This is a genomic window from Streptomyces sp. cf386 (assembly GCF_900103585.1).
Taxonomy (GTDB): Bacteria; Actinomycetota; Actinomycetes; order Streptomycetales; family Streptomycetaceae; genus Streptomyces.
Genome location: NZ_FNHV01000003.1, coordinates 273134 through 298167, shown reverse-complemented (window position 1 = coordinate 298167; position 25034 = coordinate 273134). Strand labels below are relative to the sequence as shown.

Below are 25034 nucleotides of genomic sequence, written 5' to 3'. Positions count from 1 at the left end.
TGATCCGCGCAGTTCGCGGCATCATGTGACAGGTATCACCGCTCAGGTGTGACCCTCGATTTAGGGGCCCTCCGCAAGCAGCGATAACCTGCGAGACGGACATGCCGCGCGCTCGGACACCGTGTGCGCCTCCCTTGTGACACATGCGGACGTCACGTTGCCCTTCGCGGCACGCCCACGCATCCAACGAACCGCGAGATCACTGATAGGGACGGAAGCGCGTGGACCTGTTCGAGTACCAGGCGAGGGACCTCTTCGCCAAGCACGATGTACCGGTGCTGGCCGGTGAAGTCATCGACACGCCTGAGGCGGCCCGCGCAGCCACCGAGCGCCTCGGTGGCAAGTCTGTCGTCAAGGCCCAGGTGAAGGTCGGCGGCCGTGGCAAGGCCGGTGGCGTGAAGCTCGCCGCCACCGCCGACGAGGCGGTCGAGCACGCGACCAACATCCTCGGCATGGACATCAAGGGCCACACGGTCCACAAGGTGATGATCGCCGAGACGGCCCCGGAGATCCTGGAGGAGTACTACGTCTCCTTCCTCCTCGACCGTGCCAACCGCACCTTCCTCTCCATCGCGTCCGTCGAGGGCGGCATGGAGATCGAGGAGGTGGCGGAGACCCGCCCCGAGGCCGTCGCCAAGACGCCGATCGACGCCAACGAGGGTGTGACCCCGGAGAAGGCCCGCGAGATCGTCGAGGCCGCCAACTTCCCGGCCGAGGTCGCCGACAAGGTCGCGAACGTCCTGGTCACGCTCTGGAAGACCTTCATCGAAGAGGACGCGCTCCTCGTCGAGGTCAACCCGCTGGCCAAGGTCGCCTCCGGTGACGTCATCGCCCTGGACGGCAAGGTCTCCCTGGACGAGAACGCCGAGTTCCGTCAGCCGGAGCACGAGGCCCTCCAGGACAAGGACGCGGCCAACCCGCTCGAGGCCGCCGCCAAGGAGAAGAACCTCAACTACGTCAAGCTCGACGGCGAGGTCGGCATCATCGGCAACGGCGCGGGTCTCGTCATGAGCACCCTGGACGTCGTCGCGTACGCCGGTGAGAACCACGGTGGCGTCAAGCCCGCCAACTTCCTCGACATCGGCGGTGGCGCCTCCGCCGCCGTCATGGCGAACGGCCTGGAGATCATCCTCGGCGACCCGGACGTCAAGTCCGTGTTCGTCAACGTCTTCGGCGGCATCACCGCGTGCGACGAGGTCGCCAACGGCATCGTCCAGGCGCTGAAGCTCCTGGAGGACCGTGGCGAGGACGTCACCAAGCCGCTGGTCGTGCGTCTGGACGGCAACAACGCCGAGCTGGGTCGTCAGATCCTCTCCGACGCCAACCACCCGCTGGTCCAGCGCGTGGACACCATGGACGGCGCGGCCGACAAGGCCGCCGAGCTCGCGGCTGCGAAGTAAGGAAGAGGGACTCAGACAGCCATGGCTATCTTCCTCAACAAGGACTCCAAGGTCATCGTCCAGGGCATGACCGGTGCCACGGGCATGAAGCACACCAAGCTCATGCTGGCCGACGGCACGAACATCGTCGGTGGCGTGAACCCCCGCAAGGCGGGCACGTCGGTCGACATCGACGGCAACGAGATCCCGGTCTTCGGCACCGTGGCCGAGGCCATGGAGAAGACGGGTGCGAACGTATCCGTCCTCTTCGTGCCGCCGGCTTTCGCCAAGGCCGCCGTCGTCGAGGCCATCGACGCCGAGATCCCGCTCGCGGTCGTCATCACCGAGGGCATCGCCGTCCACGACTCGGCCGCGTTCTACGCGTACGCCGTGTCGCAGGGCAACAAGACCCGGATCATCGGCCCGAACTGCCCCGGTCTCATCACCCCGGGCCAGTCGAACGCCGGCATCATCCCGGGCGACATCACCAAGCCGGGCCGCATCGGTCTGGTCTCGAAGTCCGGCACGCTGACGTACCAGATGATGTACGAGCTGCGTGACATCGGCTTCTCGTCGGCCGTGGGCATCGGCGGTGACCCGGTCATCGGCACCACCCACATCGACGCCCTGGCCGCCTTCGAGGCCGACCCCGACACCGACCTGATCGTCATGATCGGCGAGATCGGCGGCGACGCCGAGGAGCGGGCCGCGGCCTACATCCAGGAGAACGTGACCAAGCCGGTCGTCGGCTACGTCGCGGGCTTCACCGCCCCCGAGGGCAAGACCATGGGCCACGCGGGCGCCATCGTCTCCGGTTCGTCCGGTACGGCGCAGGCGAAGAAGGAGGCCCTGGAGGCCGCGGGCGTCAAGGTCGGCAAGACGCCGACCGAGACCGCCAAGCTGGCCCGGGAGATCCTGGGCGGCTGAACGCCGTAGCCACGGCACTTGGCTGAATGCCGGTGGGCCCGTTCCCCGAGTGGGGGCGGGCCCGCCGGCGCTTGCGCTCGCCCTGAAGGCAGGGAGGGCGAGCGCAAGGGTCACTGCGGCTGTGGCGCCAGCCGCTCCGGCCTGTTCTGCATTTGTGAGCGCAGCTTCGTCCTCAGCTTCAGTTCCGCCTCCGACAACGGTCCGGGTGCCACCCTCGGGGGCACCCCGCGCACCGTTGCCCCGGGCGGAACCGGTGGCTCGTACTGGGTGGGGGCCGTTCGTACGGTCAGGGCCGTCGTGCCGATCAGGGTCACCGTGAACGCGATCGCGGCCCGGGTCCAAAAGCGCGCCCGGCGTTCACTGCCGCTGCGGACCAGCGGGGGCTTGGCGGCGCGCAGGCGCTCCGCGGAGGCCAGTTCGATCAGGCGGCGGTGGAGTTCGGCGGGGTCGGACAGGGCCGGGAGGCGGTCGGCGATCGTGGCGCGGGCGTGCAGGAGGCGCCGCGCTGCCGCCGGAGTGCTCGCCTCCGACTCGGCCGCCGTCTCGGGCAGGTCGAGGCCCACACCGTCGTACAGGAGAAGCGTGCGGCGCTGTGGCGGCGGGAGTTCGAGGAGTACGTCGAGCAGGGCGCGGTCGCAGGCGTCGGCCGGCGGGGGCTCGGGGTGGCGGTAGCGGGGGCGGAACCGGTGCCAGGGGGAGAGGGCGAAGTCGTACGCCGTCGCCCGCACCCAGCTCGCCGGGTCCCGGTCACGGGCCACCTCCGGCCAGCGCTGCCAGGCGAGTTGGAAGGACCACTCCACCGATTCCCGCGCGAGTTCGCGGCGTCCGCTGAGCAGATAGGTCTGCCGTACGAGGGCGGGGGCGCAGTAGGCGTAGAGCGCGTCGAAGGCCTGGGCGGGGGTGAGGGGGCGTTCGGGCAGCGGCTGTTGACGCTCCGTCACCTCGGGCTCTCCTGCCCATTTCTGAGCCGTCGTCTCTTCCGCGAGAGAGCTGAGCAGTTGTGCGTACGCCTCTTTTCGCCGGCCGCGCGGTGTCGTCCGGCCGTTCTCCCACGCACGTACCGTCTCGCGGGTGACGCCCACCCGATCCGCGACCTGAGCCTGCGTCAATGAACCGGCCTCGCGCAGGCGTCGGCGTTCGTCGGGCGGGGGCAGCGGGGCTGCGGGTCGCTGGGTCACCGGGCACCCTTTCGCACGAAAAAGCACATAAACATATATTGAGCGACACATCGGCGGTTCGCCTGTTACGGGGGAAAGGCGCGTGTCGTTGGGAGCATGGCGAGCGTGATCGAAATGACCGCTCGTCGAACGCCCCCGTCGTCCCCGAGCACGCGTATGCATGGCCGAACGCCTGGGCTGGCCGCCAGCCTGCTGAGCGGGGCGGTGGCGGCGGCGCTGGGGCTGGGCGGGCTCGCGGTGCTGGTGATGGTGCTGTGGGTCAGTTCGCCGTATCCGGACAGCGGGCCGGGGGGTGCGCTGCGGATCGCCGCCGTGCTGTGGCTGCTGGCGCACGGCGCCGAACTGGTCCGCGCCGACACCCTCACCGGTGTCCCCGCGCCGGTCGGCGTGACACCACTGCTGCTGTTCCTGCTGCCGGTGTGGCTGGTCCACCGGGCGGCGCGGGACGCGGCGGCGGACGAAGGTGACGGGACGCCGCTTGTACCGGGGCGCACGGCGTGGGCGGGTGTCGTGCTCGGGTACCTCGGGGTCGGGGCTGCGGCCGCGATGTACGCGGCGCGGGGCGAACTGCGGCCGGAGTGGATCTGGACCGGGGTGTGGGTGCCGGTGGTCGTGACGGTGGCGGCGGGGGTGGGGGTGTGGACGGCGTGCGGACGGCCGCCCGAGCTCGTGGAGAACGCGATGCTCGCCTTGCCGAGACGGGTACGGCGGCTGGTGCCCGGGGTGGCGGCACGCGCCCGGCTCGGCGCCGCCGGGCGGGCCGCGGGGGCCGGGGTGGCGGTGCTCGTCGGGGGTGGGGCGGTGCTGGTGGGCGGCTCGCTGGTGTGGCACGGCGAAGCGACGCGGACGTCCTTTCTGCAGCTGACGGAGGGCTGGTCGGGGCGGTTCGCGGTGCTGCTGCTGTGCGCGGCACTCGTGCCGAACGCGGCGGTGTGGGCGTCCTCGTATGCCCTGGGGCCGGGGTTCGTGCTCGGGGCGGGGCATGTGGTGGGGCCGATGTCCTCGGCGCCGGCGCCGTTGCTGCCGCCGTTTCCGTTGCTGGAGGCCGTGCCCGGGGCGGGGTTCGGAGGGCCGGTGCAGTGGGGGATGGCGGCGGTGCCGGTCGCGGCGGCGGTGGTGTTGGGGTGCTTTGTGGGGAGGGTGGCGGTGCCGGCGGGGGGTCGGTCCGGGGGGCAGGAGGCCTCCACGGAGGGTCGGACTCGGGGCGGGATGGCGACCGAAGGGGAGCGGGCCAAGGACGGGGGAGTGACCGAGGGGGGCGGGCGGGCCTCCAAGGAGGGGCGGTCCAAGGGCGGGGCGGCACCGTCGGCGGTCGGCCATCAGGAGGCACCAGTGCCTGTCGTGGTCTGGTCGAGTGGGCGGACCGCGGTGGTTGCCGCGCAGGCGTCCGTGCTCTGCGGGGTCGTGTTCGCGGTGCTGGCCGCTCTGTCGGGCGGGCCGCTGGGGGTGGGGGCGCTCGCGCGGTTCGGGCCCGTGTGGTGGCAGGTGGGGGCGGCGACGCTGGGGTGGGTCGGGGTGGTGGCGGTTCCGGTGGCCGTGCTGGTGCGGGCGTGGCGGTGCCTGTCGGGGCGGGGCGTGGCGGCGGATCAGGTGAGCGGGACGCCGGAGGCGCGGATCGGGAAGCCTCGGGTGGAGACGTTGGAGGCGTTGGACGCGTCGGGGGAGAGCGGCTCGGGTGTGGCGGGCACGGCCGAGAGTGGTCCCGGTGCCGGCAAGCGCCGGTTCCGGGAGCGGCTGCCGTTGGTCGGAAGGTTGTTCTCGCGCGGGGCGGCGTCGAAGGAAGGCGACGGCGCGGCCAAGGAATCGAGGACGGGGCGCTCGGTGTACGACCAGGACGCGCTGTTCACGGCGTTCGAGCCGGAACAAGCAGCTCCGCCGCAGGGCGACCACCAGGAGGCTCGGTCCGCGGAGGCCGGCCAGGACTCATCGAGCGAGGCTCACGACCAGGAAATCCCGTACCTGGAGTACGACCACGACACCACCTTCGAGCCCGACGACTTCCCGTCGGACGCCCCCAAGAGCCCGGAGTCGCCCGACAACCCGGAGCCACCCGACGCCCCCGAGGGCACGCCCTCGCAGTGAACGCCACCCTGCCCGAGCGGCCTCACTCCGTGCTGCCCAGAACCCCTCGCAACTCCTCGGGCAGCAGCTGGTTGCACGACTGCTTCGCCTCATTGGTCAGGGCGTCAGTCGTGCAGGTGTAGTAGTCGCTGTAGACCATCTGCGCCGTGAACCCGGCGGCCACCACCGCGATCGCGAGGGACGCCGTGACCAGCCCGCTCACCGCGGCCGTCGTCTGGGGGCGGCCCGTCTGCTGGGGGGCCGGGGTGTTCGGGTCGGGGGTGCGGGGCTTGGCGCGGAGGCTGCTGATGCCCCAGTACAGGGCCAGCGCACCCAGCAGCAGGGCCACGTACGGCCAGCTGAACAGGGCGAAGAAGAAGGCCCACATGCCGGAGAGCAGGGCGAACCGCGCGCGCCGCTGGGCGGGGTCGGTGGGGTCCCAGCGCAGGCCCGTGCCGGGGCCGCCGCCTCCACCGGGGCCCTCCTGGCCTCCGCGGGGCCGGTCACCGAAGCCGCCGGGGGAGCGGCCCGGCTGGCGGTCGCTCCACTGGTTGCCCCACGGCGAGTTGTCCTCGTCCGACCCCGAAGAGCCCTCCTCGCCCGAGGGGCGCCGCGGCTGCCACGGGCGGTCCGGCGTGCCCTCGGCCGGCGGCGCGAAGGGGTTGTCGTCCTGGGCGCCACTGCTCTGTCCGTCGCCGGACTTCTTGTCCGAGGGCGCGTCGGGAGGCGAGGCGGGCCGCTCTCGCAGCAGGACGGCGCCACGCTTCCCTCCCTGCGCGGACTGCGGAGGGAGTGTGAGGAGTCGCAGGCTGCGGTCCGACATCAAGTGAGCGTCTTCCCCTTGGTGAACGACTGATCCGACATGAGCTGTCGCTTTGTGAACGCACCGCACCACAACCGCGTTCCCGGTCCAGCTCCCCCAGACGCTACCTTCCGGCCACGCCCCCGTCCCATGGGGCCCATCCGGAGTGCCGGTATCGTTGCTGACGGTCGGCTGCTTCGTAGACTTCCCCGTATCCCGGGGCGCGATGCATTCGTACGAATATACAAACGTACAAAGCGCCGCCCGCACGAAGAACGCACCCCCGAGAAAGGGCCCCACCGTGGCCGCCAAGCCCGTGGCCGAGCGTGCCAAGCGCCTCGTCGTGCTGGTCTCCGGATCCGGCACCAACCTGCAGGCGCTTCTGGACGAGATCGCCGGCGTCGGCCCCGAGGTCTACGGTGCCGAGATCGTGGCCGTCGGAGCCGACCGGGAGAACATCGAGGGGCTGGCGCGGGCCGAGCGCGCCGGGCTGCCGACCTTCGTGTGCAAGGTCAAGGACCACGACAGCCGCGAGGAGTGGGACGCGGCGCTCGCGGAGGCCGTCGCCGCCCACGAGCCGGACCTCGTCGTCTCCGCCGGGTTCATGAAGATCGTCGGCAAGGAGTTCCTCGCCCTCTACGGCGGGCGGTTCGTGAACACCCACCCGGCCCTGCTCCCCAGTTTTCCCGGCGCCCACGGCGTCCGCGACGCCCTCGCGTACGGCGCCCGGGTCACCGGCTGCACCGTCCACTTCGTCGACGACGGCGTCGACACCGGACCGATCATCGCTCAGGGCGTGGTGGAGATCCGGGACGAGGACGACGAGAGCGCTCTGCACGAGCGCATCAAGGAAGTCGAGCGAAGGCTGCTCGTCGAGGTCGTGGGGCGGCTCGCCCGCAACGGCTATCGCATTGAGGGACGAAAGGTAGTTATCCAGTGACCGCCGAGAGCAACAAGCGGGCCATTCGACGGGCGCTCGTCAGCGTCTACGACAAGACGGGCCTGGAGGACCTCGCGCGCGGGCTGCACGAGGCCGGCGTCGAGCTGGTGTCGACCGGCTCCACGGCCGGCCGTATCGCCGCGGCCGGTGTCCCCGTCACCAAGGTCGAGGAGCTCACCGGTTTCCCCGAGTGCCTGGACGGCCGCGTCAAGACGCTGCACCCGCGCGTGCACGCGGGCATCCTCGCCGACCTGCGCCTGGACAGCCACCGTCAGCAGCTCGACGAGCTGGGCGTGGCCCCCTTCGACCTCGTCGTCGTCAACCTCTACCCGTTCCGCGAGACCGTCGCGTCGGGCGCCTCCCCCGACGAGTGCGTCGAGCAGATCGACATCGGCGGCCCCTCGATGGTGCGCGCCGCCGCCAAGAATCACCCGTCCGTGGCGGTCGTCACCAGCCCCGCCCGTTACGCCGACGTCCTCGCGGCCGTCCGCGACGGCGGCTTCGACCTCACCAGCCGCAAGCGGCTCGCGGCCGAGGCGTTCCAGCACACGGCGGCGTACGACGTGGCGGTGGCTTCCTGGTTCGCGTCCTCCTACGCCCCGGTGGACGACTCTCAGTTCCCCGACTTCCTCGGCGCCACCTGGGAGCGCGAGAACACCCTCCGCTACGGCGAGAACCCGCACCAGCCGGCCGCCCTCTACGTCGACGGCGGCGGCACGGGCCTCGCGCAGGCCGAGCAGCTGCACGGCAAGGAGATGTCGTACAACAACTACACGGACACGGACGCCGCCCGCCGTGCCGCGTACGACCACGCCGAGCCGGCCGTCGCGATCATCAAGCACGCCAACCCGTGCGGCATCGCGATCGGCGCGGACGTCGCCGAGGCGCACCGCAAGGCGCACGCCTGTGACCCGCTGTCGGCGTTCGGTGGCGTGATCGCCGTCAACCGCCCGGTGTCGAAGGAGATGGCCGAGCAGGTCGCCGAGATCTTCACCGAGGTCATCGTCGCGCCCGACTACGAGGACGGCGCGCTGGAGGCCCTCGCCAAGAAGAAGAACATCCGCGTACTGCGCTGTCCCGAGGGCCCCGGCAACCCCGTCGAGATCAAGCCCATCGACGGCGGCGCCCTCCTCCAGGTCACCGACCGCCTCCAGGCCGACGGCGACGACCCCGCGGGCTGGACCCTCGCGACGGGTGAGGCGCTCGGCGCCGAGGAGCTCTCCGAGCTGGCCTTCGCCTGGAAGGCCTGCCGGGCCGTCAAGTCCAACGCCATCCTGCTCGCCAAGGACGGTGCGTCGGTCGGCGTCGGTATGGGGCAGGTCAACCGTGTCGACTCCTGCAAGCTCGCCGTGGAGCGGGCCGGTGAGGAGCGCGCGCGGGGCTCGTACGTCGCCTCGGACGCTTTCTTCCCGTTCCCGGACAACATCGACGTCCTGAGCGAGGCCGGGGTCAAGGCGATCGTCCAGCCCGGCGGTTCGGTCCGCGACGAGCTGGTGGTCGAGGCGGCGAAGAAGGCGGGCATCACGATGTACTTCACGGGGACGCGGCACTTCTTCCACTGACCTCATGGGTGTGCCGTCGGACAGCCGGTCCAGGCCGTCCGACGGCACCCCGTCACTGTGGATCGCCGTGCATCACCCGCAGTTGAACGCGCCGGATGTGCTGGAGCCGATCACCACGTCCGCGCCGCCCAGCGCGGTGAGGTGCACCGCGTTGACCGTCAGGCCCTGGTCCGCGCCGTCGACCGGTGTCTGCTCGTTGACCACGAGCTTCGCGCCCGCGCCGAGGTCGATCTCATAGTTCGGTGTGTCCGGTACGTTCACCGGGGTGCCACCGATGCTCAGTTCGAGACCGACGCTGCCCTTGGTTGCGGAGCAGGTGCTGGAGGACTCCGCGGTGAGTCCGGAGACCTCGACGACCGGCAGGCCCGTCAGCCCGATCCTGGCCTCGGCCACGGTCGAGGTCGCGCTGGAGGAGTTCGGACCGGTCTTCGTCACGACCTCGGTGCACAGGGGTCCGGCGGACAGCACGAGCGCCTCGATGCGCTCGGCGCACTGCGGAGACTTGGACTCCGCGCCCGCGGTGCGCACCGTCCCGGTGTCCGGCGTGGGGTCGATGCCGATGGGGATGAGGGGCAGCGGGATCTGTGCCGACAGGCCGTAGGCGCGTCCGGTCACGTACCGCAGGTCGAGGGTGGCGGTGGCCTCGGACGGTTCGTAGGCGTCGTCGCCGGCGAAGGTGGCGCTGACCGGCACGGTGGCGTCGTCCGTCAGGGGCTGGTCCACCTCATCGACGGTGCAGGTCGCGGTGCCGTCGGCGCCCGTGGTGGCGTCACAGGTCTGCACGCTGTCCTCGGCGCCGAGTTCGAAGCTCACCTTCTGGTCGGCCACCGGGTCGCCGGACTCCTCCTCGGTGAGGGTGGCGGAGAGCTCGGCGGGTTCACCGCCGGCGAGGGAGGTGTCGCCGGTGTATTCGAGCTTGGTCTTCTCCGGCTCGGGCTCCGGGTCGGGCTCGCCCGGGTCGCCGCCGCCGTCGCAGTTGTTGGTGCTGGTCAAGGGGACGTTTCCGTCTGCCGGGGTGATGCGGTACTCCTTGCCTTCGAGCCAGGGGTAGATGAGCTCGTTCTCTTCGCCCGACCCGTCGCCGTCGTAGTCGTACATCTGCTGGTAGTGGAGGTGCGGGATTCCGGTGCCGACATTGCTCGCGGTGCCGATCCTGTCCCCTCGCTTGACCTTGGTTCCCATCGGCACGTGGTCGCTCATGTGGAGGTACTGGCTGAACCAGCCGCCTTCGTGCTTGATGTTGATGCCGCCGACGTCGTCGATCTCCCACCAGACCTCACCGTCTGCGGACGCCAGTACAGCGGCACCTTCCGTCTCGCCGTCCGCCCGCACCATGTCGAGCTGCTGCTGGTCCTCGGTCGCGTTGTCCCCGTGGCCTTCACGGGTGAACATGTCCCAGATCTGGCCGCACTCGAACGGCAGCTTGAAGTCCGGTGGGTTGTCAGGATCCGCCGAAGCGGTCGGTGCGCTCAGTGCCACGGCGGCCAGAGCCGCGCCCAGCACCATGACCAGGTGTTTCCTCATGGAGTTCTCCCCGTTGCCGACGACTTATGTCGTGTCCATGACTAAGTGTGCGGGCCGGGGTGGGCCACCCGCCAGGAGATTGCGTGCTGATGCAAACAGTCGGCGCGGCACCGATGTGCAGGGTCAGTGCGAGCGCGCCAGCGCCCGGCCCAGCTCCGTCGCCACGTGCAGCATCGTGCTGCCGTGCCGGGCACTGGTGACCAGCCCCGCGTCGCGCAGCGCCGTGGCGTGCCGGCTTGCGGTGCCCGCGGACACGCCGAGGTCGAGGGCGAGTTCGCTGGTGGAGCGGGGGTGGAGCAGCGCGCGGATGGCCAGGGCGCGGGTATGGCCGAGGAGCGCGGCCAGGGCGTCGGGGACCACGACCGGCTGGGCGGGGTCGGTGACGGGGTAGAGCAGCACCGGGGGCAGTTCGGGGTCGATGAGCGAGACCGGGGTGTCGCTGCAGAAGAAGGACGGGATGAGAGTGAGGCCGCGTCCGCGCAGGTGGAGGTCGCGATCGGACGGATAGCCGGTGCTGAGCACGGGCGCGGTCCAGCTGACCGACGGCGAGAGGGTGCGCAGGAGCCGGTCGACGCCGCCGTCGACGAGCCTGCGGCCGCACAGCGCACGCTCCGTCAGTACCGTGCCGCCGAACTGGGACCGGTACGGCCGGACCACTTCGCGGTAGTACACGGTCAGCGCGGACTGCAACTCCTGCCGGCAGCTCCGGTCGCCGCCGGCCAGCCGACGCACCCAGTGCGAGGCCTTACGGCGGCGGAACACTCCGGCGAGTTCACGCCGCAGCCGCCCGGCCGGAGTGGCGTGGACGAGTTCCAAGGACTCGCCGAAGTCGCCGCCCGGGCATGACGGGGTGAGGAAGTCCGGGAAGCTGCCGCGCCGGGGCACCAGGACCGTCAACAGCCGCACGGCGGCGTTCACGTTCCGGGCACCCAGGCGGGCGCGGGCGTGCCGCAGCCACGGCCCGTAGCGGGCGGCGGCTCGCGGCGCCTGTAACCGGTGCAGGCTGCTGACGAGTTCCCACATCATGTCCGGGCCGGCGGCCACGGTCGTGCGTGCGAGATCGTCAGCCGTGAAGTGGATGCGCAGCGTCATGGGGTCCCCCGACACACATCGTTGCCCGTCCCTCAGGACGTGGCGTCCGCCACCATCGTCCCGGGAGCCGATGAACGAATGCTTGACGCTCTGCGGGCGCCGACGCAGGCGTCGCAAGGCCACAGGTGGTGTGACCGGAACGTCACGTCGAACTGCGCAGCCCCGCCCAGGTGTTGGGTCCGACCTCGCCGTCGACGTCCAGCCCCTTGTCGCTCTGGAACAGCCTGACGGCGGACTCCGTGTCCGCGCCGAACTCGCCGTCCACGCCCGAACCCCCGACGCTGTAGCCGCGCTTGGTGAGCATGCACTGCACCTGGACGACGCGCTGGCCCGTGTCGCCGCGTTGGGTGAGTTCGGTGCCGGAGTAGGAGGTGCAGTCGGAGATCCAGGGTGGGGTGGCGGGTGTGGTGGCGGTCTTGGTGGGGGCGGGGGTCGGGGCGCTGCCGCCACCGCCCGCGCCGCCTTCGTTGCCGCCGGATGTGGCGGAGGGTTCGTCGGTGGGAGTGGCCTGGGTTCCGCCCGCACCGCCTCCGGAGGAGTCCGGGCTCTGCGAGGCCTCGGCGTCTGGCGTCGCGGAGGCTGACTCCTTCTCCTTGTCACTGTCCTTGTCGCCGGAGGGGGAGGCGGAGGAGCTGGGGAGGCGGGAGGTCGGTACGTCGCCGGGGGCGGCGCTGTCGGTTGCCGTCGTCGCGGTCGAGGCCGTCTCGTCGAGGGGTGGGCGGGTGAGGAAGAACGCGGTCACGGCTACGGCGCACACGGCGAGGCCTGCGGCGACGGCGAGGTAGGCCTTGCGCTTCCGCTGCCTGCCGCTGTCCTCCGGGGCCGGTGTCTGCACGGGGGTGGCGTACTGACCGGGCGGCGTGGACGGGCTGACGGTGGGGGCGAAGGCCGGGCCGGGGGCGGGGAGCCCCGGGGTCTGTGTCGGCGTACGCAGCTGCGGCGGCGTACGCAACTGGACCGTCTCCTGGATGACAAGGCGCTCCAGTGACTCGCACGCCTCCTGTCGGGTGTGCAGCCGGGCGTCCAGCGGCTCGTGCCAGGAGGCCGAGCGGCCGTGACCGGCGGCCGTGCCTGCGTCGAGGAGTTGCCTCGGGGTGGGGCGCCCGGCGGGGTCCTTGGAGAGGCAGGCGGACAGGAGGGAGCCCAACGCCGGGTCCACGGCGGAGAGTTCGGCCATGATCTCCGGCTTGGGTTCCTCGAACGCGACCCGGTGCATCACGTCGACGCCAGTCCCGTCGCCGAAGGGGGCGTGCCCGGTGGCGGCGTAGATCAGGCTTCCGGCGAGTGAGAAGACGTCGGAGGCGGTGTCGCAGCGCGCCTCGCGCAGATACTCGGGCGCCATGAAGGCGGGCGTGCCGACCCGGTTGCCCGTCGTGGTGATCGCGCTGCTGTCGGCGGCCTGCGCGATGCCGAAGTCGATGACGTGCGCACCCTGCAGGGACAGGATCACGTTGGACGGCTTGAGGTCCCGGTGGACGACGTCGGCGGCGGCCAGAGCGGAGAGCGCCTGCCCGAGCTCCGCCACCAGCCGCCACACTCCGGCGCGCTCCAGATTGCCGCACTCGCGCACGGCGTCGGCGAGGTTGAGGCCGGGCAGGTACTGCGTCGCCATCCACAGCAGCGAGTCGTCGAACCCGGTGCCGAGCAGGTCCGGTGTGCGCGGTGTGTGCACCTGGCCGTGCACGGCGGCCTCGCGCTCGAAACGCCGCCGGAACCGGGCGTCCTCGGCGTACTCGGGGCGGATCACCTTGACGGCGGCCAGGCCGGGGGTGCTGTCGGTGGGGCGGGCCAGGTAGACGTGGCCCATGCCGCCGCTGCCGAGGAGGCCGAGGGGGACGTAGGGGCCGATCACCGCCGGGTCCGTGGACCGCAACGGACGTGCCCCGGCCTGCTGCAACGCGGCGTCCACGGACGCCGGAGGGTGCGGCGGTGTCGGCTGTTGGTCTGACATGGGTCCCCCGATGTGCTGCCTTCTCACAACGCGCGCTTCCGTCACGCAAGTTGACGAGAGGCTATCGCGTGGGGCCCAGGGGAGTGCCGCGCGGACACGGGGACCGCCCCGATGAACCCCGAGGGCCAGGCACTGGTGTCCCCCACCCGTGCCTGGGCCCTCTTCGTCCGATCCCGCCGGCCCTGGGTGGCGGGTCGGGTCACCAGGAACCGGTCACCGTGACGGTCCGGCTGTGGAACTGGATGCGGGTGCCACCGCCGAACCAGCGTCCGTGGGAACCCCGGTGCATGCCGGTGATGCGGTAGGCGCCACTGTCGCCGTAATCCGTGTACGAGTAGCTGTTGCCGCGCTCGAAGGAGATCGAGCCGTCACCGGTGGCGTCGTAGGTGGCTGTTTCCTGCCCTTCCTGTCCCGTCCACTTCATGCGGTTGTCCGCCGCACTCCACGTGCCGTCGCCGACCCATCCGTCGGCGGTCAGGCCGTAGCGGCTCTGCCATTGCTTGGTGGCGGCCGCGGTGACGGACCCGAACCGGCCGTCGATGTCGGACAGGCCGAGGAGGCCCTCGGCAGCCAGGATGGCCTGCCACATCAGCACGATGTCGGTGTTCGAGTCGGCGCATCCGTTGCACAGGGAGTGGCCGAGCTCGGAGAAGTGGTCACCGAAGTCGTCGGTGAGGCCGCCGGCTCCGTCGACGAACGAGGTGCCGTAGGCCCCCGAGTTGGCGGGGACGGCCTGTGCCGGGGCGGCGATCAGTACCGTCGACAGGCCCGCGGCGAGAACGCCGAGGACAGGCTTCCAACGTCTTGTGGGCATGATTCTTCCTCCTTGTGCGACGGTCGTCAGTTCTTGCTCTGGTCCTTGGCCAGGCGGCGGGCCCTGGTGCGGCGTTCCGGCGTGGCCGGGTCTTCCACCGCGCCGGGGCGCGGGCCGTTGTGGTGCACGGCGCGGTCGCGGAAGGTCTTCGTGAGGTGCGTGAGGGGCTTCGCGTTCGGTCCGACGTCGATCTGGAAGTGGCAGGTGGCGGCGGGGGAGAGATCCGCGCCCCAGCGCACCACGCCGCCGTAGTCGGCGAGGATGTCGCGGACGACCGCCTCCTGGAGCGGCCACAGGCCGTCGCCCGCCCCGAGCAGGGCGATCGCACTGCCGGAGAGGTAGTTCGACTCGTACGCGAGGCGTACGGCGCCTTCGGTGCGGTGTCCCAGGACGTCCTGTGAGCCGCGCAGCGGCATGACCTCGTAGTGCCAGCGTCTCGCGAGGTGCAGGAGGACCGGGGCCGCTTCGCGGTGCAGGCGTACGGTGGCCGGGGAGCCTTCGACGCGGAACGACTCGATGGCGGCCGTGTCGATGGGCCAGCCGTTGGCGCTGCGTCGTGAGTTCCACCAGCCGTCGGCAGCGGCCGACGGCCGGGTGAGGACGTCACTCAGTGTGGCGCCCACGCCGAGGGCGCCGGCGGACAGCAGCACGGCCCGTCGTGTCAGTGCCATTTACTTTCCCCCCTCGGCGTCGACGCGTTCCTGGAGCTCCCAGGCGTACGCGAGCACGAAATTGTTGAGCTGGACCGGGTCGATGTTCTCCGGAAGGTCATCAGAACCGAGGCTGGGGCCGCCGGCCAGAAGCCACTTTCCTGCGATCACCGTGATGTCGGAGTTCTCACCCAGGAGCAGATTTTTGGCGAGGACCTGCGTCGTCGCACTGTCGCTGTCGAAGCGGTCGGCCTGGAAGAGCGTGTACCGCCGCTGGCAGACCCGGTCGTCGGCCCCGGGACTGTCGGTGCCGTAGTAGCGGGCGACAGCTTGGGGGAGGATGAGCGACTTCTCCTTCATGAGCCGCATGATGTTGAATCCGTCGGCGTCGGAAATCCAGTCCACGTTGTCGAACGACGACGCGGTGTTCCGCTTTCCGAGGTAATCCAGAGCGAAGAGCATGGGGTTCGGATACCGGTCCTTGTTCCGGCGCCAGTCCGCATAGAACGACGCGAGATCGCCGGCCCAGCCACCGCCGTCGCCCAGCGACACGAGGTCGGTGGTCGAGGGGTACTGGAGGCAAGCCTGCAGGGTCGCCATGAGGTGCTCCGTACCGACGGCGGTTCCGGTCACCGGATCGGTGAGGTACCTCCTGCCGTCGAGGGTCAGCCCCTGTTCTGCCGCCGCCGCTATCCAGCCCTGGTTGACCGCCCCGAAGGCCCCCTTCCACTCGAGGCCGTTGTACTCCTCCTGCCTGAAGAAGTGGCAGACGAGGATGGTCGGGTCGATTCCCGCGTCGTACTCCAGGGCGGCCGTGTACAGCCGCTGGACGAGGTCGATGAAACCCTGCGCGGGTGACCTGTCGGCATTGAGTACGGCCGTGCCCGGATCGGAGTTGCGGCGCCAGACGTTGCGGTCGATGTCCCAGGTCTCTCCGAAACTGCCGCTGCCGTAACTGAAGGGGCCCTGGCGGATCTGGTTGAACGACCAGTTCGGCGGGAGAGGGAAACCGAGGTTCCCGGAGAATCCCCAGGACAAACCTGACACGAACGACCAGGTCGCGCCGACGCGGTTGGACACCTGGCTGCACACGTTGCGTGAGCCGTACACCCCGTACGTGTAGCGGTTCGACCGCCCCAGCGCGGCGCGCACCCCACGGAAGTACGGGATCACATGGTCGTCGATGTCCGCCTGGGTCGCGTCGAAGTCGACCGCGAAGTAGATACAGGTGCCGCGGTTGAAGCCGAATTCGAGGGCTCGTTGCTCGGCCACGTTGCCCTGCTCCAAGCCCTTCTCTTCCGTGAAATTCTCACGCACGGTGCCGTTCCACTGGAAGATCGGGTACACGCGCAGCCCACCACGGATGATCTCGCTCAGCTCAGTGCTGGTGAGCGCCTTGCCGAGGTAGTACTCGTCGTCCGGCGGCAGATGCTCGTCGAGGTAGCGGCCGACCACCCGGAAACCGGCGTCGCTCAGTGCCTTGGCGCGGGCGAAGGTGAGGGGCGCGGCCTCGTCCAGGGCGGTGGTCTCCCGGAACTCGTTGCCGGTGGAGACGAGGAGCTGTGCCCAGGTGTCGTAGTCCGACTTGCCGGTGACGGGGAGCTGGCTGAACCTCTGGAAGGCGCGGACGAACTCCGCGGTGTTGTCGGTGTATTCGCGGCGGATCGCCGCGGAGACGGGCTCGCCGTTCAGGATCACCGGGGAGTTGAACACGCACAGGGCCGTGAAGAGGTGGACCATGTCCCCCTCGCTGCCCACCCCGAGGGACGGCTGCGCCTGGAGCTTCGACTTGGTGGTGCTGCCGAAGTACCCGCCGATGTCGGCGCGCGGGATCCCGATCTCGAACTGGACGGCCTTCATCACCGCCTGCTGCACGTCACGCGAGTAGACACCGTCGCATGGACTGAGGTCCATGGTGGTGATCTCCTCACCGACGACGTAGGTCAGGTTCAGATGCCGCTGGAACCGCCGGATCTCCGCCGATCCACCGGGCACGATCCGGAACTGGTCCATGCGCAGCAGCGCCTTGATGATCTGCACCAGCAGCCGCGTGGGGATGTTGGAGACGTTGGCCACCGACGCCAGCCCCGCGTCGCCGATCAACTCGTTCATCGAATCGGTGGTCACCGAGGTCCACCGGCCTGCCGACGAGGCGCCGTAGTACCCCTTGCACCACAGCGCGTAGTTGATGATGCGGATCAGGTTGGTCTTCGTCTCGGACGGACGGATGCCGCCGCGCGCCACGAGCGCGTCGAACGTGCCGGGACCGAAGTTCCGTACGGTCGGTGAGATCCCCAGCTCGTGCTGGAGGCCCTGGGTGAGGCTGAGCACGGTGGCCCAGCCGGTGCTGCCGTCCTGCGGGCAGCGCTCGTATCGGTCGGCTACGCCGTCGTAGGTCTCGTTCACCCATTTCTGGGCGGCGAGCACGTTGGGATCGTCCATGCGACATTTCCCCCGTTCGGTTCGGACCTGGATAGCGGAGTGCCACGGCACCCCCGCCGCCAGACCGTCGCCCAGGGAGGGGACGCAGGGAACCTGTAAATGTGCAGGGTCCCCCTGGCGTCCCTTTGGGCAATCCTGTGCGCGGTAACCACAGGAGAGAGGGATCACATGAACTTGAGCGGTAAGCGTTCACGGGTCGGTGCGGCCGTTATAGGTGCCGCCCTGGCGGCCACGCTGGGGTTGGGGGCCTCACCGGCCTCCGCGAAGGCGTCCGACGGGTGGGTGCGCGGGTACGACAAGCACATCGACGACTTCGACGACGAGGGGACCCTCGGCAGCTTTCTCGGCGGACACAGTCCGTCCAACGCGGTATGCATGTGGCAGCGGATCCTGTGGGCGGAGGGCGCGACGGCCAGCACCGGAAGGCCTTTCCCGGAGGCCTTCATCAACGGCTACTTCGGAGAAGACACCCAGACGGCCACGAAGTGGCTCCAGGAGCGCTGGCATCTCGACGTGGACGGCAGGGTCGGCAACCAGACCTTTGGCAAGGCCCACATTCACAACTTCCAGACCGGCGGCAGCACCGACCGGGGCGAGACGCTGTACCTGGAGTACCGGGGCAGGAGCCACTCCTTCCCCATGCGCCGCAACACCGAGGGCAAGTACCTCTTCAAGGACTCCGACGGCGACTGGAGGCAGGCCGGATACGACTACCTCAGCTGCGACTGAGGAGTAACCGTCAGGGGAGCTCGCACCACACCGTCTTGCCGGCCGGCGTCAGCCACACCCCCCAGCGCCGGGCCATCGCGTCGAGCAGGAGGGGGCCGCGGCCGGTCTCGTCGTCCTCGCCCGGGTGGCGTGCGATGAGCCAGGCATGCGGGTCGGTGTCGGTCACCTCCAGGCGCGTACGGCCGTCCGGGGTGCGGAACAGGCGGACGGTCACCGGGGTCCCCTCGCCGACGTGGTTGATCACGTTGGCGAGCAACTCGCTGACGCAGAGCTGGGCTTCGGGGAAGGACGCGCCCAAGTGCTCGCGGACCGCACGGCGCACCTCCGGTACGGCCTTGGGCAGCGCGAGCAGTTCGAGGACGAGGGGTCGGTTCACCGGCCGGCCGCCTTGCGCAGGGCGGAGATCAGGGCGCGGGCGGTGACCTGGTTGCAGTTGCCGAGTGCGATGAGAGGGCGTGTGGGGAGCGAGTCGGCGAAGGTCGGCAGGTCCACGCCGAGGGAGGGGAGCGTGATGCCGTTCGCCTCCAGGGCGGCGCGGAGGTCTTCGACGCAGGCGTCGGTTTCGTGGTGGGGGTGGGTCTGGGGGTGCATGGGGTACGCCTCCGTGTGCGTTCTGTAATGAATCACTCACAGGCTGGCGTCGAGTTGCGTACCGTGAAAGGGGTTTCGGGTGCGCATGCAACAAGAGAAACGGCGGTGGTGGGTTGTGCCCGCGAAGAAGGACCCTGACGCGTCGACTAGTGTTCCCTGCTTCTACGGCGCCGAGTTGCGCTATCGAAGGGAGCAAGCGGGGCTGACGCTGGAGCAGTTGGCCGAGGGCAGCTTCCGGGGGATCTCGTTCCTCAGCCAGATCGAGCGGGGCGAGCGGGGGATGCCGATGGATCTGGCCGTGCACGTGGACAAGCGGCTGGGCACGGACGGCTCTTTTCCAGCGGCGGTGTGAAGACGCGGCCAAGGCAAGGTGCGTGGGCATCGCCCCGCACTTCGCGGATGTCGCCGACCTGGAGAAGCAGGCACGGAGCATCGAGGACTGGGCTCCCTTGCTGGTGCCCGGGCTGCTCCAGACCAGGGCGTACGCGACGGTGATTGCTCGGTCGGCGATGCCGCGAGCCTCGGAGGCCAAGGTCGAGGAGGTCGTGAAAGCCCGTCTGGAGCGTGCGAGTCTCTTTGTGAGGGAGTCGCCGCCGAAGTTCTGGGCGATCCTCGACGAGTCGGTCATCCGGCGGCGTGCGCTGCCCCCTGCAGGGATGGCTGAACTGCTGGACCACATCGGCGAGGTGGTCAGGTCCACGCGGTCGCTTGTGCAGATCGTCCCGGAAACCTCGGTGCACCCGTTCATGATGGGGCTGACGCGGATCATGACCTTCCATGACGCGCCACCGCTGGTGTACACGGAGGGCCTGCACAGCGGCCAAGTCATCGACTATCCGGCCCTCGTGATGGAGTACCGGGAGTCGTACGATCTGCTCAGGGCCGCCGCACTGCCACCGGAGGCGTCCCTGGCCATGATCGAGGCAGCAGCAGAGGACTATCGGAATGAAGCCGAACAGCAACATCGACCTGAGCTCCGTGCAGTGGCGCAAGAGCAGCTACAGCAGCGGGACCGGCGGTGAGTGCGTCGAGGTCGCCGACAACCTCCCCGGCGCCGTCCCCGTCCGCGACTCCAAGAACCCCGACGGCCCCGCCCTCCTGTTCCCCACCCCCGCCTGGGCCTTCTTCGTCAACTCGCTCCAAAGCCCCCGGTAATCAGAAGAAGGTCTTGTCCCAGTCGCCCGTCAGGAGCGCTCGTACCGCGTTTCCGAAGCCGTTCGCGACCCGCTGGAATCCGGCGTCCCCGTAGAACAGGATGTCGCCGTTCTCGGTGAGCAGCACCGACTCCTCGGTGTCGAACACGGTGCCGACCAGGAGGACGGGGCAGCCGAGGTCTTTGGCGTGGATGCGCAGGGTCCTGGGGAAGGCGTGCGCGGACTCCAGTGTTCTCTCGACCGATGTGGTGAGCTCGTACTTCCACTCCCGCGAAATCCAGCTCACGGTGAGCTCGCCATAGACCTCGAGGAACTGTCGGAGCTGGGGGGTGACCTCGTACCCGTCCTCGGTGTACTGGCGGCAGGCGTTCTCGATGTCCAGGGGGTGGACCTCGAGTTCGGCAGTCCCTGACAAGGCATCCCGAACTTCCTGGATCGCCCGCCGATCGGGAGTGTCGTTCATCCGGTCAGTACCTCTCCTCCGAAGCCAGGTACCCAGGAGGCACAGTTCTGGCACATCTTGAATTTCTTACCCTTGGGGTTGACGGTCACCAAGTCAATGTTCTTCGGGTCCGCGCCATCGTTGATCGCGTTGGTGAACATCCGTGGCTCACCACACACTCCGGGCGGGCGCGTGTCATCGGCGCGTTGCGACTCGGCAGGCATGGCCTCGACCACGGACTGATGGTGACCGGTCTCAGGGCCGCTCTCACCGTAGTAGATCTTGCCCGTGGTCCGGTCCTGGCCCACGGTGTAGGCACCCGGGGCTTTCTCGCCCTCGCCCAGCCCGGCAGCGACCTGCTGGGACCGCTGCTTCCCCAGATCCATCAGCTGTTTCTTGATGTCGGCGCCGTCGTCCGGCATCAGGCCGAGGGGGTCGCACCAGGTGTGCGGGTTGTGGACGTAGGCGTCGGGGTTGGGGGCCGGGCTGAGGCCGAGCGGGTCCGGGGTGGTGTAGCGGGCGGTGGCGGGGTCGTAGTAGCGGTTGAGGTTGTAGTGCAGGCCGGTCTCGGGGTCGAAGTACTGGCCGGGGAAACGCAGTGGTGTGGTCGTGGTGCTGTCGGACGACCAGGCGGTGTGGCCCCACAGCGTGGGCACGGTCCGCCAGGCGATGGCGCCGGTGGCGGTGTCGACGAGTTCGGTCGGGGTGCCGATGAGGTCGGTGACGATCGCGAAGAAGCGGCGGTCGATCTGGTCCTGCGGGGTGTCGGCGGTCGCCGGGGTGGTGATGGTCTCCGTCTGCGCCAGCGGCTGTCGGCCCTTGTGGTCCCAGCTCAACGTGTACGGGCCGGGAAGAGCGGGCGCGTGCGTGGTCTGTTCGGCGAGGGTCGAACCGTCCCAGGTGAACTCCGTCCGTTCTACGACCGTGACACCGTCCTCGGCCAGGCGCTGCTTGGCGATACGGCGGCCGAACGGGTCGTAGAGGTACGCCCAGCGGATGCCGTCGGGGGTGGTGACGTGGGTGAGGCGGTTCTCGGCGTCCCAGGTGTAGTGCCAGGTGGCGGGCTTCTTCGACAGTCGGGTGAGCTGGCGGAGCGTGGTGCGGCCCGCCTCGTCGTACTCGTAGCGGATCCGGCCGGCGGTGGCGAGCTGCGTGCCTTCGTAGGAGCGTGCGCCGACCGCCTCCGCCTCGACGCCGGTGGCCGGCCAGTGCGCGTCGGTGAGGTTGCCCGCCGGGTCGTAGGCGTAGGTCTCGGTCCAGGTGGCGGCGTGGACGGCGGTGACGCGTCCGGCGGTGTCGAGGTCGAAGGTGCGCGGGCCGCTGAGCGCGTCCTCGACGCCGGTCAGGGCACCGTCGGCACGGTAGGTGTAGGCGCGGCGCTGCAGCTCGGTCTGCTCGGAGCGGAGGATCTGGCCGGTGAGACGGTGCTCGGTGTCCCAGGCGCTGGTCAGGGTGAGGCGGCCGTCCAGGACCCGCTCGAGTTCGTGCCCGGCGTCGTCGTAGGAGAAGTCGAGCCGGCCGCCGGTGGTGGCGAGGGCGGTTCGGCGGCCCGCCCGGTCGTAGGTCCAGGTGCTGTGGTGACCGCCGGGCGTGGTGCGGCCCACGCGGTGGCCTGCGGCGTCCAGGGTGTGGGTGAGCGTACGGCCGTTGACGGTCTCGGTGAGCAGGCGGCCGAGGGGGTCGACGGTGCGGTGCAGATCGGCGTCGGGGCCGGTGGCCCGGATCAGGTGTCCGGAAGGGTCGTAGGCGTAGGTGGTGCGTGCGCCGTCGCAGTCCTTCTCCACCAGGCGGCCGAGCACGTCGTAGCCGTACCGGATGCGCTGTCCGGTCGGGACGGTCCGCGCCACCACATCGCCGACGGCGTCGAGTTCGTAGCTGATGCTCCGGCCGTGGAAGTCGCTCTCCTCGACCAGCCGCCCGGCGGGGTCGTAGGTGTAACTCCAGGTCTGCCCAAGGGCGTTGGTGACGGATATGAGCTGCATGTGCGCGTCATAGCCGAAGGTGAGGCGGGTGCCGTCGGGGTCGGTGCGGGCAGCGATGGTCTCGAAGGGCGTGTACTCGAATCCGGTGACCCGGCCGGCCCGGTCGGTGTGTGTGAGGAGATTGCCCTCGTCGTCGTAACTCCAGGTCTGGACGGTTCCGTCCGGGGCCGTGTAGGAGGTCAGCAGGCCCTCGACACTCCAGGTCAGCCGGGTGACGACGCCGAGTTGGTCGGCGACGGCGGTGACCCTGCCGAAGGCGTCCCGCTCATAGCGGCTGGTGGCCCCGGCCGGATCAGTGACCTCGACGGGCATGCCGGCGGCGTTGCAGCGTACGAGAGTGGTGTGGCCGAGGGCGTCGGTGACCGAGGCGAGATGGCCGAAAGCGTCGTAGCCGTAGCGGGTGGTGGCGCCCGTGGGGTCGGTGACGGCGGTGCGGCGACCGGCCTCGTCGAAGGTCTGGTGCCAGGTTCGGCCGCCGGGCCGGGTGATCTGCGTCGGGTGATGCGCGTCGCCGAAATAGACCGCCGTGGACTGCTCGCCGTCGGGTTGGACGACGGCGACGAGTTCGCCCGCGTCGTCGTACTCGAAGCGAGTGGTCCGGCCCATCCGGTCGGTGCGGGACAACAACCGGTCGTACTCGTCCCGCTCGAAGAGCGTGGTGTTCCCGAGGGGGTCGGTCTCGGCGACGATCTGGGCGTGCTCGTTGACCTGGTACCGGGTGGTGTGGCCGAGGGCGTTCGTCTCGGTGTGGACCTTGATTCCGGTGGCCGGGTCCGGATCGCCGTACGTGAAACGGAACGTGAGCGAGCCGTCGGCGCCACCCTCCTCGACGACCCGGTCGGACTCGTCGTACGTGTAGAGGTACTGGGTGCCGTTGCGGTCGGTCCAGGACTCGATCCGGCCCTGCGTGTCGTTGGCGAAGGACAGCGGCCGGCCGGAGGAGTTGTACACCTCGCTCAGGTGGCCGTCGGTGTAGCCGTACCTGGTCAGCGGGAGGTCCTCGCCCTCGCCGCCGGCCAGACTCAGGGCGGTGATGCGGCCCGCGTCCACGGTGACCAGAAGCCGGTAGCCGCCGGAGTGGGTCATGCTCGCCGGTGCGCCGTCGGTGTCGTAGGCGAAGTCGACGTGATGACCGGCCCGGTCACGGATACGGGTGAGCAGGGCCGTCGCGCCGTCGGGCCTGAGGGTGAACTCCCGGACCAGACCCGTGGCGGGGTCGGTCAGCGTGAAGTCGCCCGTCACGGAGTCGACCGCCAGGTCTTGCCGTACGCCTGCCGTCGCACGCGCGGGTGCGTCGGGCTCCGGGTGCGGGTAGGCCTGGGTGAACCGGTCCGCGCTGAGATAGACGACACCCTCGGCGTCGATCTCCAGCCGCTCGTCGAAGGTGCACACCCAGCGCGGGCCCATCCAGCGCCCTGCCTGGTACCCGGACTCGAAGGAGCGCTTGAACAGCAGCGGCAGCGAGCCCGGCAGCGACACGTCCATCTGCTCGATGAACATCCGCCCGGTCGCCATGTCCACGGGCTCACCGCCCTGGCAGACGGAGTCCCGCGGACGGCCCGCCTCACGGGGGTCGCGGACCTGGTCGCGGCCGCTGCCCTGTCCCGGCGACCGTCCGGAATTGCCGCCCGAGGTGCCCTTCGGGCCTGACGGGGTGTCCTTGCCGCTGTCGCCCTTGCGGATGCCGTCCAGGCTGTCGGCGATGCCGCGGTCGTTGTCGTTGTGGTTCTTGGCCATCCGCTTCAGGCCGTTGGTCATGTTCTCGTCGAGGTGTTTGGCGGAGTTCTTCACGCCCTTCTCGATGCCGTCGATGACCTGGTCCAGCATGGCGTTGGCGGCGTCCGCGATCGCGTCCCGGCCCTTGGTGCGGCCGTGCGTGGACTTGGCCCGGGAGAGCTTGCCGCCGGCCCCGTCGCGGATCTTGCCGCCCGCGCCCGCGAGTTTCGTGCCCGCCCGGTCGTAGGCCTCCGGGTCCAGGCTGAACTGGCCCCCGCCGCCCCCTCCGCCGCCACCCCCGCCGCCTCCTCCGGCGCTCGCGAGGGTCATGGAGCCGCCCGCCCCCTTGGCGGCGTCGATGCCGTCGTTCAGGCCCTCCTTGCCGGCCTTGGCGGTCTGGCCGAGGTCGACGCCGTTCTGTACGCCGAGTGCGTTGCCGCCCAACTGCACGACCAGGTCGCCGGCCATGGAGCCGATGGCTTCGAAAACGGGGCCCATCGCGATCTCGATGACCCGCTCGGCGACCTGTTCGCACACTTCCTGGAAGATGCGTTTGACCGCGACCCGGGTGGCCTGGGTCGCCGCCAGACCACCCAGCGCGGACAACCCCAGGGTGACCGTGGACGCGGCGATGGCCGCCGCGATCTCGGCCGCGAGGATGCCGAGTTGGGTGATGGCGGCGAGTTTGGCGCCCTCGATCAGGACGGCCACCCCGTCCAGCGCGGTCGCCGCGAGCCGGCCCCCCTCGGCGAGGTTTGCCAGGTGGGTGCCCTTGACCTTGCCCCAGTGTTTGTCGAGCGCCTGGACGGCCAAGCCCTCGTTGCTGCCGAGCAGATCGCTGATCGCCGCGTGGGCGTCGGCGGCGCCGTCATCGATGTCGTCAGCGAACTCCCGCATGGCCTGGGCCATTTCGCGGTAGTCGTCCTCGTCGACGTTCGGCCAGCTGACACCGATCAGGTCCAGGGCCTCGTCCAGGTACCCGGGCAAGGTGACGCCCATGAACACCCCCGTGCGTATTGACGCCTACCTGTAATCGTATCAATTACGTAAGTCAGATAAGCGAATTGAAGTACCTGGGGGTGTTCCCGGAAGCGGCGA

General features: G+C 69.9%; 19 protein-coding genes and 1 pseudogene. 8 read left to right on the top strand and 12 right to left on the bottom strand.

All coding sequences use genetic code 11. From position 1 onward, the window contains the following. Positions 1-221 precede the first annotated feature (221 nt). A complete protein-coding gene (gene sucC, locus BLU79_RS09255; protein WP_093905173.1) occupies positions 222-1400 on the top strand; it encodes an ADP-forming succinate--CoA ligase subunit beta in 1179 nt (392 codons plus the stop codon). Between the two features lie 21 nt (positions 1401-1421). Beyond that, the gene (gene sucD, locus BLU79_RS09250; protein ID WP_093905172.1) at positions 1422-2306 is read left to right on the top strand and encodes a succinate--CoA ligase subunit alpha; all 885 of its coding nucleotides are present in this window, start codon (positions 1422-1424) and stop codon (positions 2304-2306) included. Positions 2307-2416: 110 nt separating this feature from the next. Here sucD and BLU79_RS09245 read toward each other — a convergent pair whose 3' ends face one another. Continuing rightward, positions 2417-3484 carry a helix-turn-helix domain-containing protein gene (locus BLU79_RS09245; protein ID WP_093905171.1) on the bottom strand — a complete coding sequence of 356 codons (1068 nt, stop codon included), beginning with the start codon at positions 3482-3484 and terminating at the stop codon, positions 2417-2419. A gap of 96 nt (positions 3485-3580) precedes the next feature. Here BLU79_RS09245 and BLU79_RS48580 point away from each other — a divergent pair, with 96 nt between their 5' ends. After that, positions 3581-5566: a cell division protein PerM gene (locus BLU79_RS48580; RefSeq protein ID WP_256333223.1), complete on the top strand. Its 1986-nt coding sequence runs from the start codon at positions 3581-3583 to the stop codon at positions 5564-5566. Between the two features lie 22 nt (positions 5567-5588). On the opposite strand, the gene BLU79_RS09235 is transcribed toward BLU79_RS48580, so the two are convergent. Continuing rightward, positions 5589-6368, bottom strand: a complete 780-nt coding sequence (locus BLU79_RS09235; protein WP_093905170.1) for a hypothetical protein — start codon at positions 6366-6368, stop codon at positions 5589-5591. Positions 6369-6648: 280 nt separating this feature from the next. On the opposite strand from BLU79_RS09235, the gene purN reads away from it, so the two are divergent. Then, complete coding sequence (gene purN, locus BLU79_RS09230) at positions 6649-7287, top strand: phosphoribosylglycinamide formyltransferase (RefSeq protein WP_093905169.1); 639 nt, start codon at positions 6649-6651, stop codon at positions 7285-7287. Further along, a complete protein-coding gene (gene purH, locus BLU79_RS09225; RefSeq protein ID WP_093905168.1) occupies positions 7284-8849 on the top strand; it encodes a bifunctional phosphoribosylaminoimidazolecarboxamide formyltransferase/IMP cyclohydrolase in 1566 nt (521 codons plus the stop codon). The genes purN and purH overlap by 4 nt, the downstream gene beginning before the upstream one ends. A 72-nt stretch (positions 8850-8921) precedes the next feature. On the opposite strand, the gene BLU79_RS09220 is transcribed toward purH, so the two are convergent. From BLU79_RS09220 to BLU79_RS09195, 6 genes are all read right to left on the bottom strand, one after another. Continuing rightward, positions 8922-10373, bottom strand: coding sequence for a choice-of-anchor P family protein (locus BLU79_RS09220; protein WP_093905167.1), 1452 nt, complete (start codon positions 10371-10373; stop codon positions 8922-8924). A gap of 123 nt (positions 10374-10496) precedes the next feature. Continuing rightward, a complete protein-coding gene (locus BLU79_RS09215) occupies positions 10497-11465 on the bottom strand; it encodes a winged helix-turn-helix domain-containing protein (protein WP_093905166.1) in 969 nt (322 codons plus the stop codon). Positions 11466-11607: 142 nt separating this feature from the next. Beyond that, a complete protein-coding gene (locus BLU79_RS09210; RefSeq protein WP_093905165.1) occupies positions 11608-13416 on the bottom strand; it encodes a serine/threonine-protein kinase in 1809 nt (602 codons plus the stop codon). A gap of 199 nt (positions 13417-13615) precedes the next feature. Next, a complete protein-coding gene (locus tag BLU79_RS09205; protein ID WP_093905164.1) occupies positions 13616-14230 on the bottom strand; it encodes a peptidoglycan-binding domain-containing protein in 615 nt (204 codons plus the stop codon). 26 nt (positions 14231-14256) lie between these two features. Continuing rightward, a complete protein-coding gene (locus BLU79_RS09200) occupies positions 14257-14901 on the bottom strand; it encodes a hypothetical protein (RefSeq protein ID WP_093905163.1) in 645 nt (214 codons plus the stop codon). Then, complete coding sequence (locus BLU79_RS09195; protein ID WP_093905162.1) at positions 14902-17322, bottom strand: glycoside hydrolase domain-containing protein; 2421 nt, start codon at positions 17320-17322, stop codon at positions 14902-14904. Positions 17323-17490: 168 nt separating this feature from the next. Between BLU79_RS09195 and BLU79_RS09190 the strand changes: the two genes are divergently transcribed. Further along, positions 17491-18051, top strand: a complete 561-nt coding sequence (locus BLU79_RS09190; RefSeq protein WP_093905161.1) for a peptidoglycan-binding domain-containing protein — start codon at positions 17491-17493, stop codon at positions 18049-18051. 10 nt (positions 18052-18061) lie between these two features. Here the strand turns inward: BLU79_RS09190 and BLU79_RS09185 are convergent, their stop codons facing one another. Continuing rightward, a complete protein-coding gene (locus tag BLU79_RS09185) occupies positions 18062-18427 on the bottom strand; it encodes an ATP-binding protein (RefSeq protein ID WP_093905160.1) in 366 nt (121 codons plus the stop codon). Then, positions 18424-18642 carry a hypothetical protein gene (locus BLU79_RS09180; protein WP_093905159.1) on the bottom strand — a complete coding sequence of 73 codons (219 nt, stop codon included), beginning with the start codon at positions 18640-18642 and terminating at the stop codon, positions 18424-18426. The genes BLU79_RS09185 and BLU79_RS09180 overlap by 4 nt, the downstream gene beginning before the upstream one ends. A gap of 115 nt (positions 18643-18757) precedes the next feature. Between BLU79_RS09180 and BLU79_RS09175 the strand changes: the two are divergent. Then, positions 18758-19664, top strand: a pseudogene (locus BLU79_RS09175) (helix-turn-helix domain-containing protein). Next, complete coding sequence (locus tag BLU79_RS09170) at positions 19588-19797, top strand: DUF397 domain-containing protein (protein ID WP_093905158.1); 210 nt, start codon at positions 19588-19590, stop codon at positions 19795-19797. Before BLU79_RS09175 ends, BLU79_RS09170 begins: the two are co-directional and overlap by 77 nt. Here the strand turns inward: BLU79_RS09170 and BLU79_RS09165 are convergent, their stop codons facing one another. Next, entirely contained in the window at positions 19798-20211 is a 414-nt protein-coding gene (locus BLU79_RS09165) for an SUKH-3 domain-containing protein (RefSeq protein ID WP_177000948.1), read from the bottom strand. It abuts the gene before it with no gap. A gap of 44 nt (positions 20212-20255) precedes the next feature. After that, complete coding sequence (locus tag BLU79_RS09160) at positions 20256-24935, bottom strand: RHS repeat-associated core domain-containing protein (protein ID WP_143052476.1); 4680 nt, start codon at positions 24933-24935, stop codon at positions 20256-20258. Between the last annotated feature and the right edge of the window lie 99 nt (positions 24936-25034).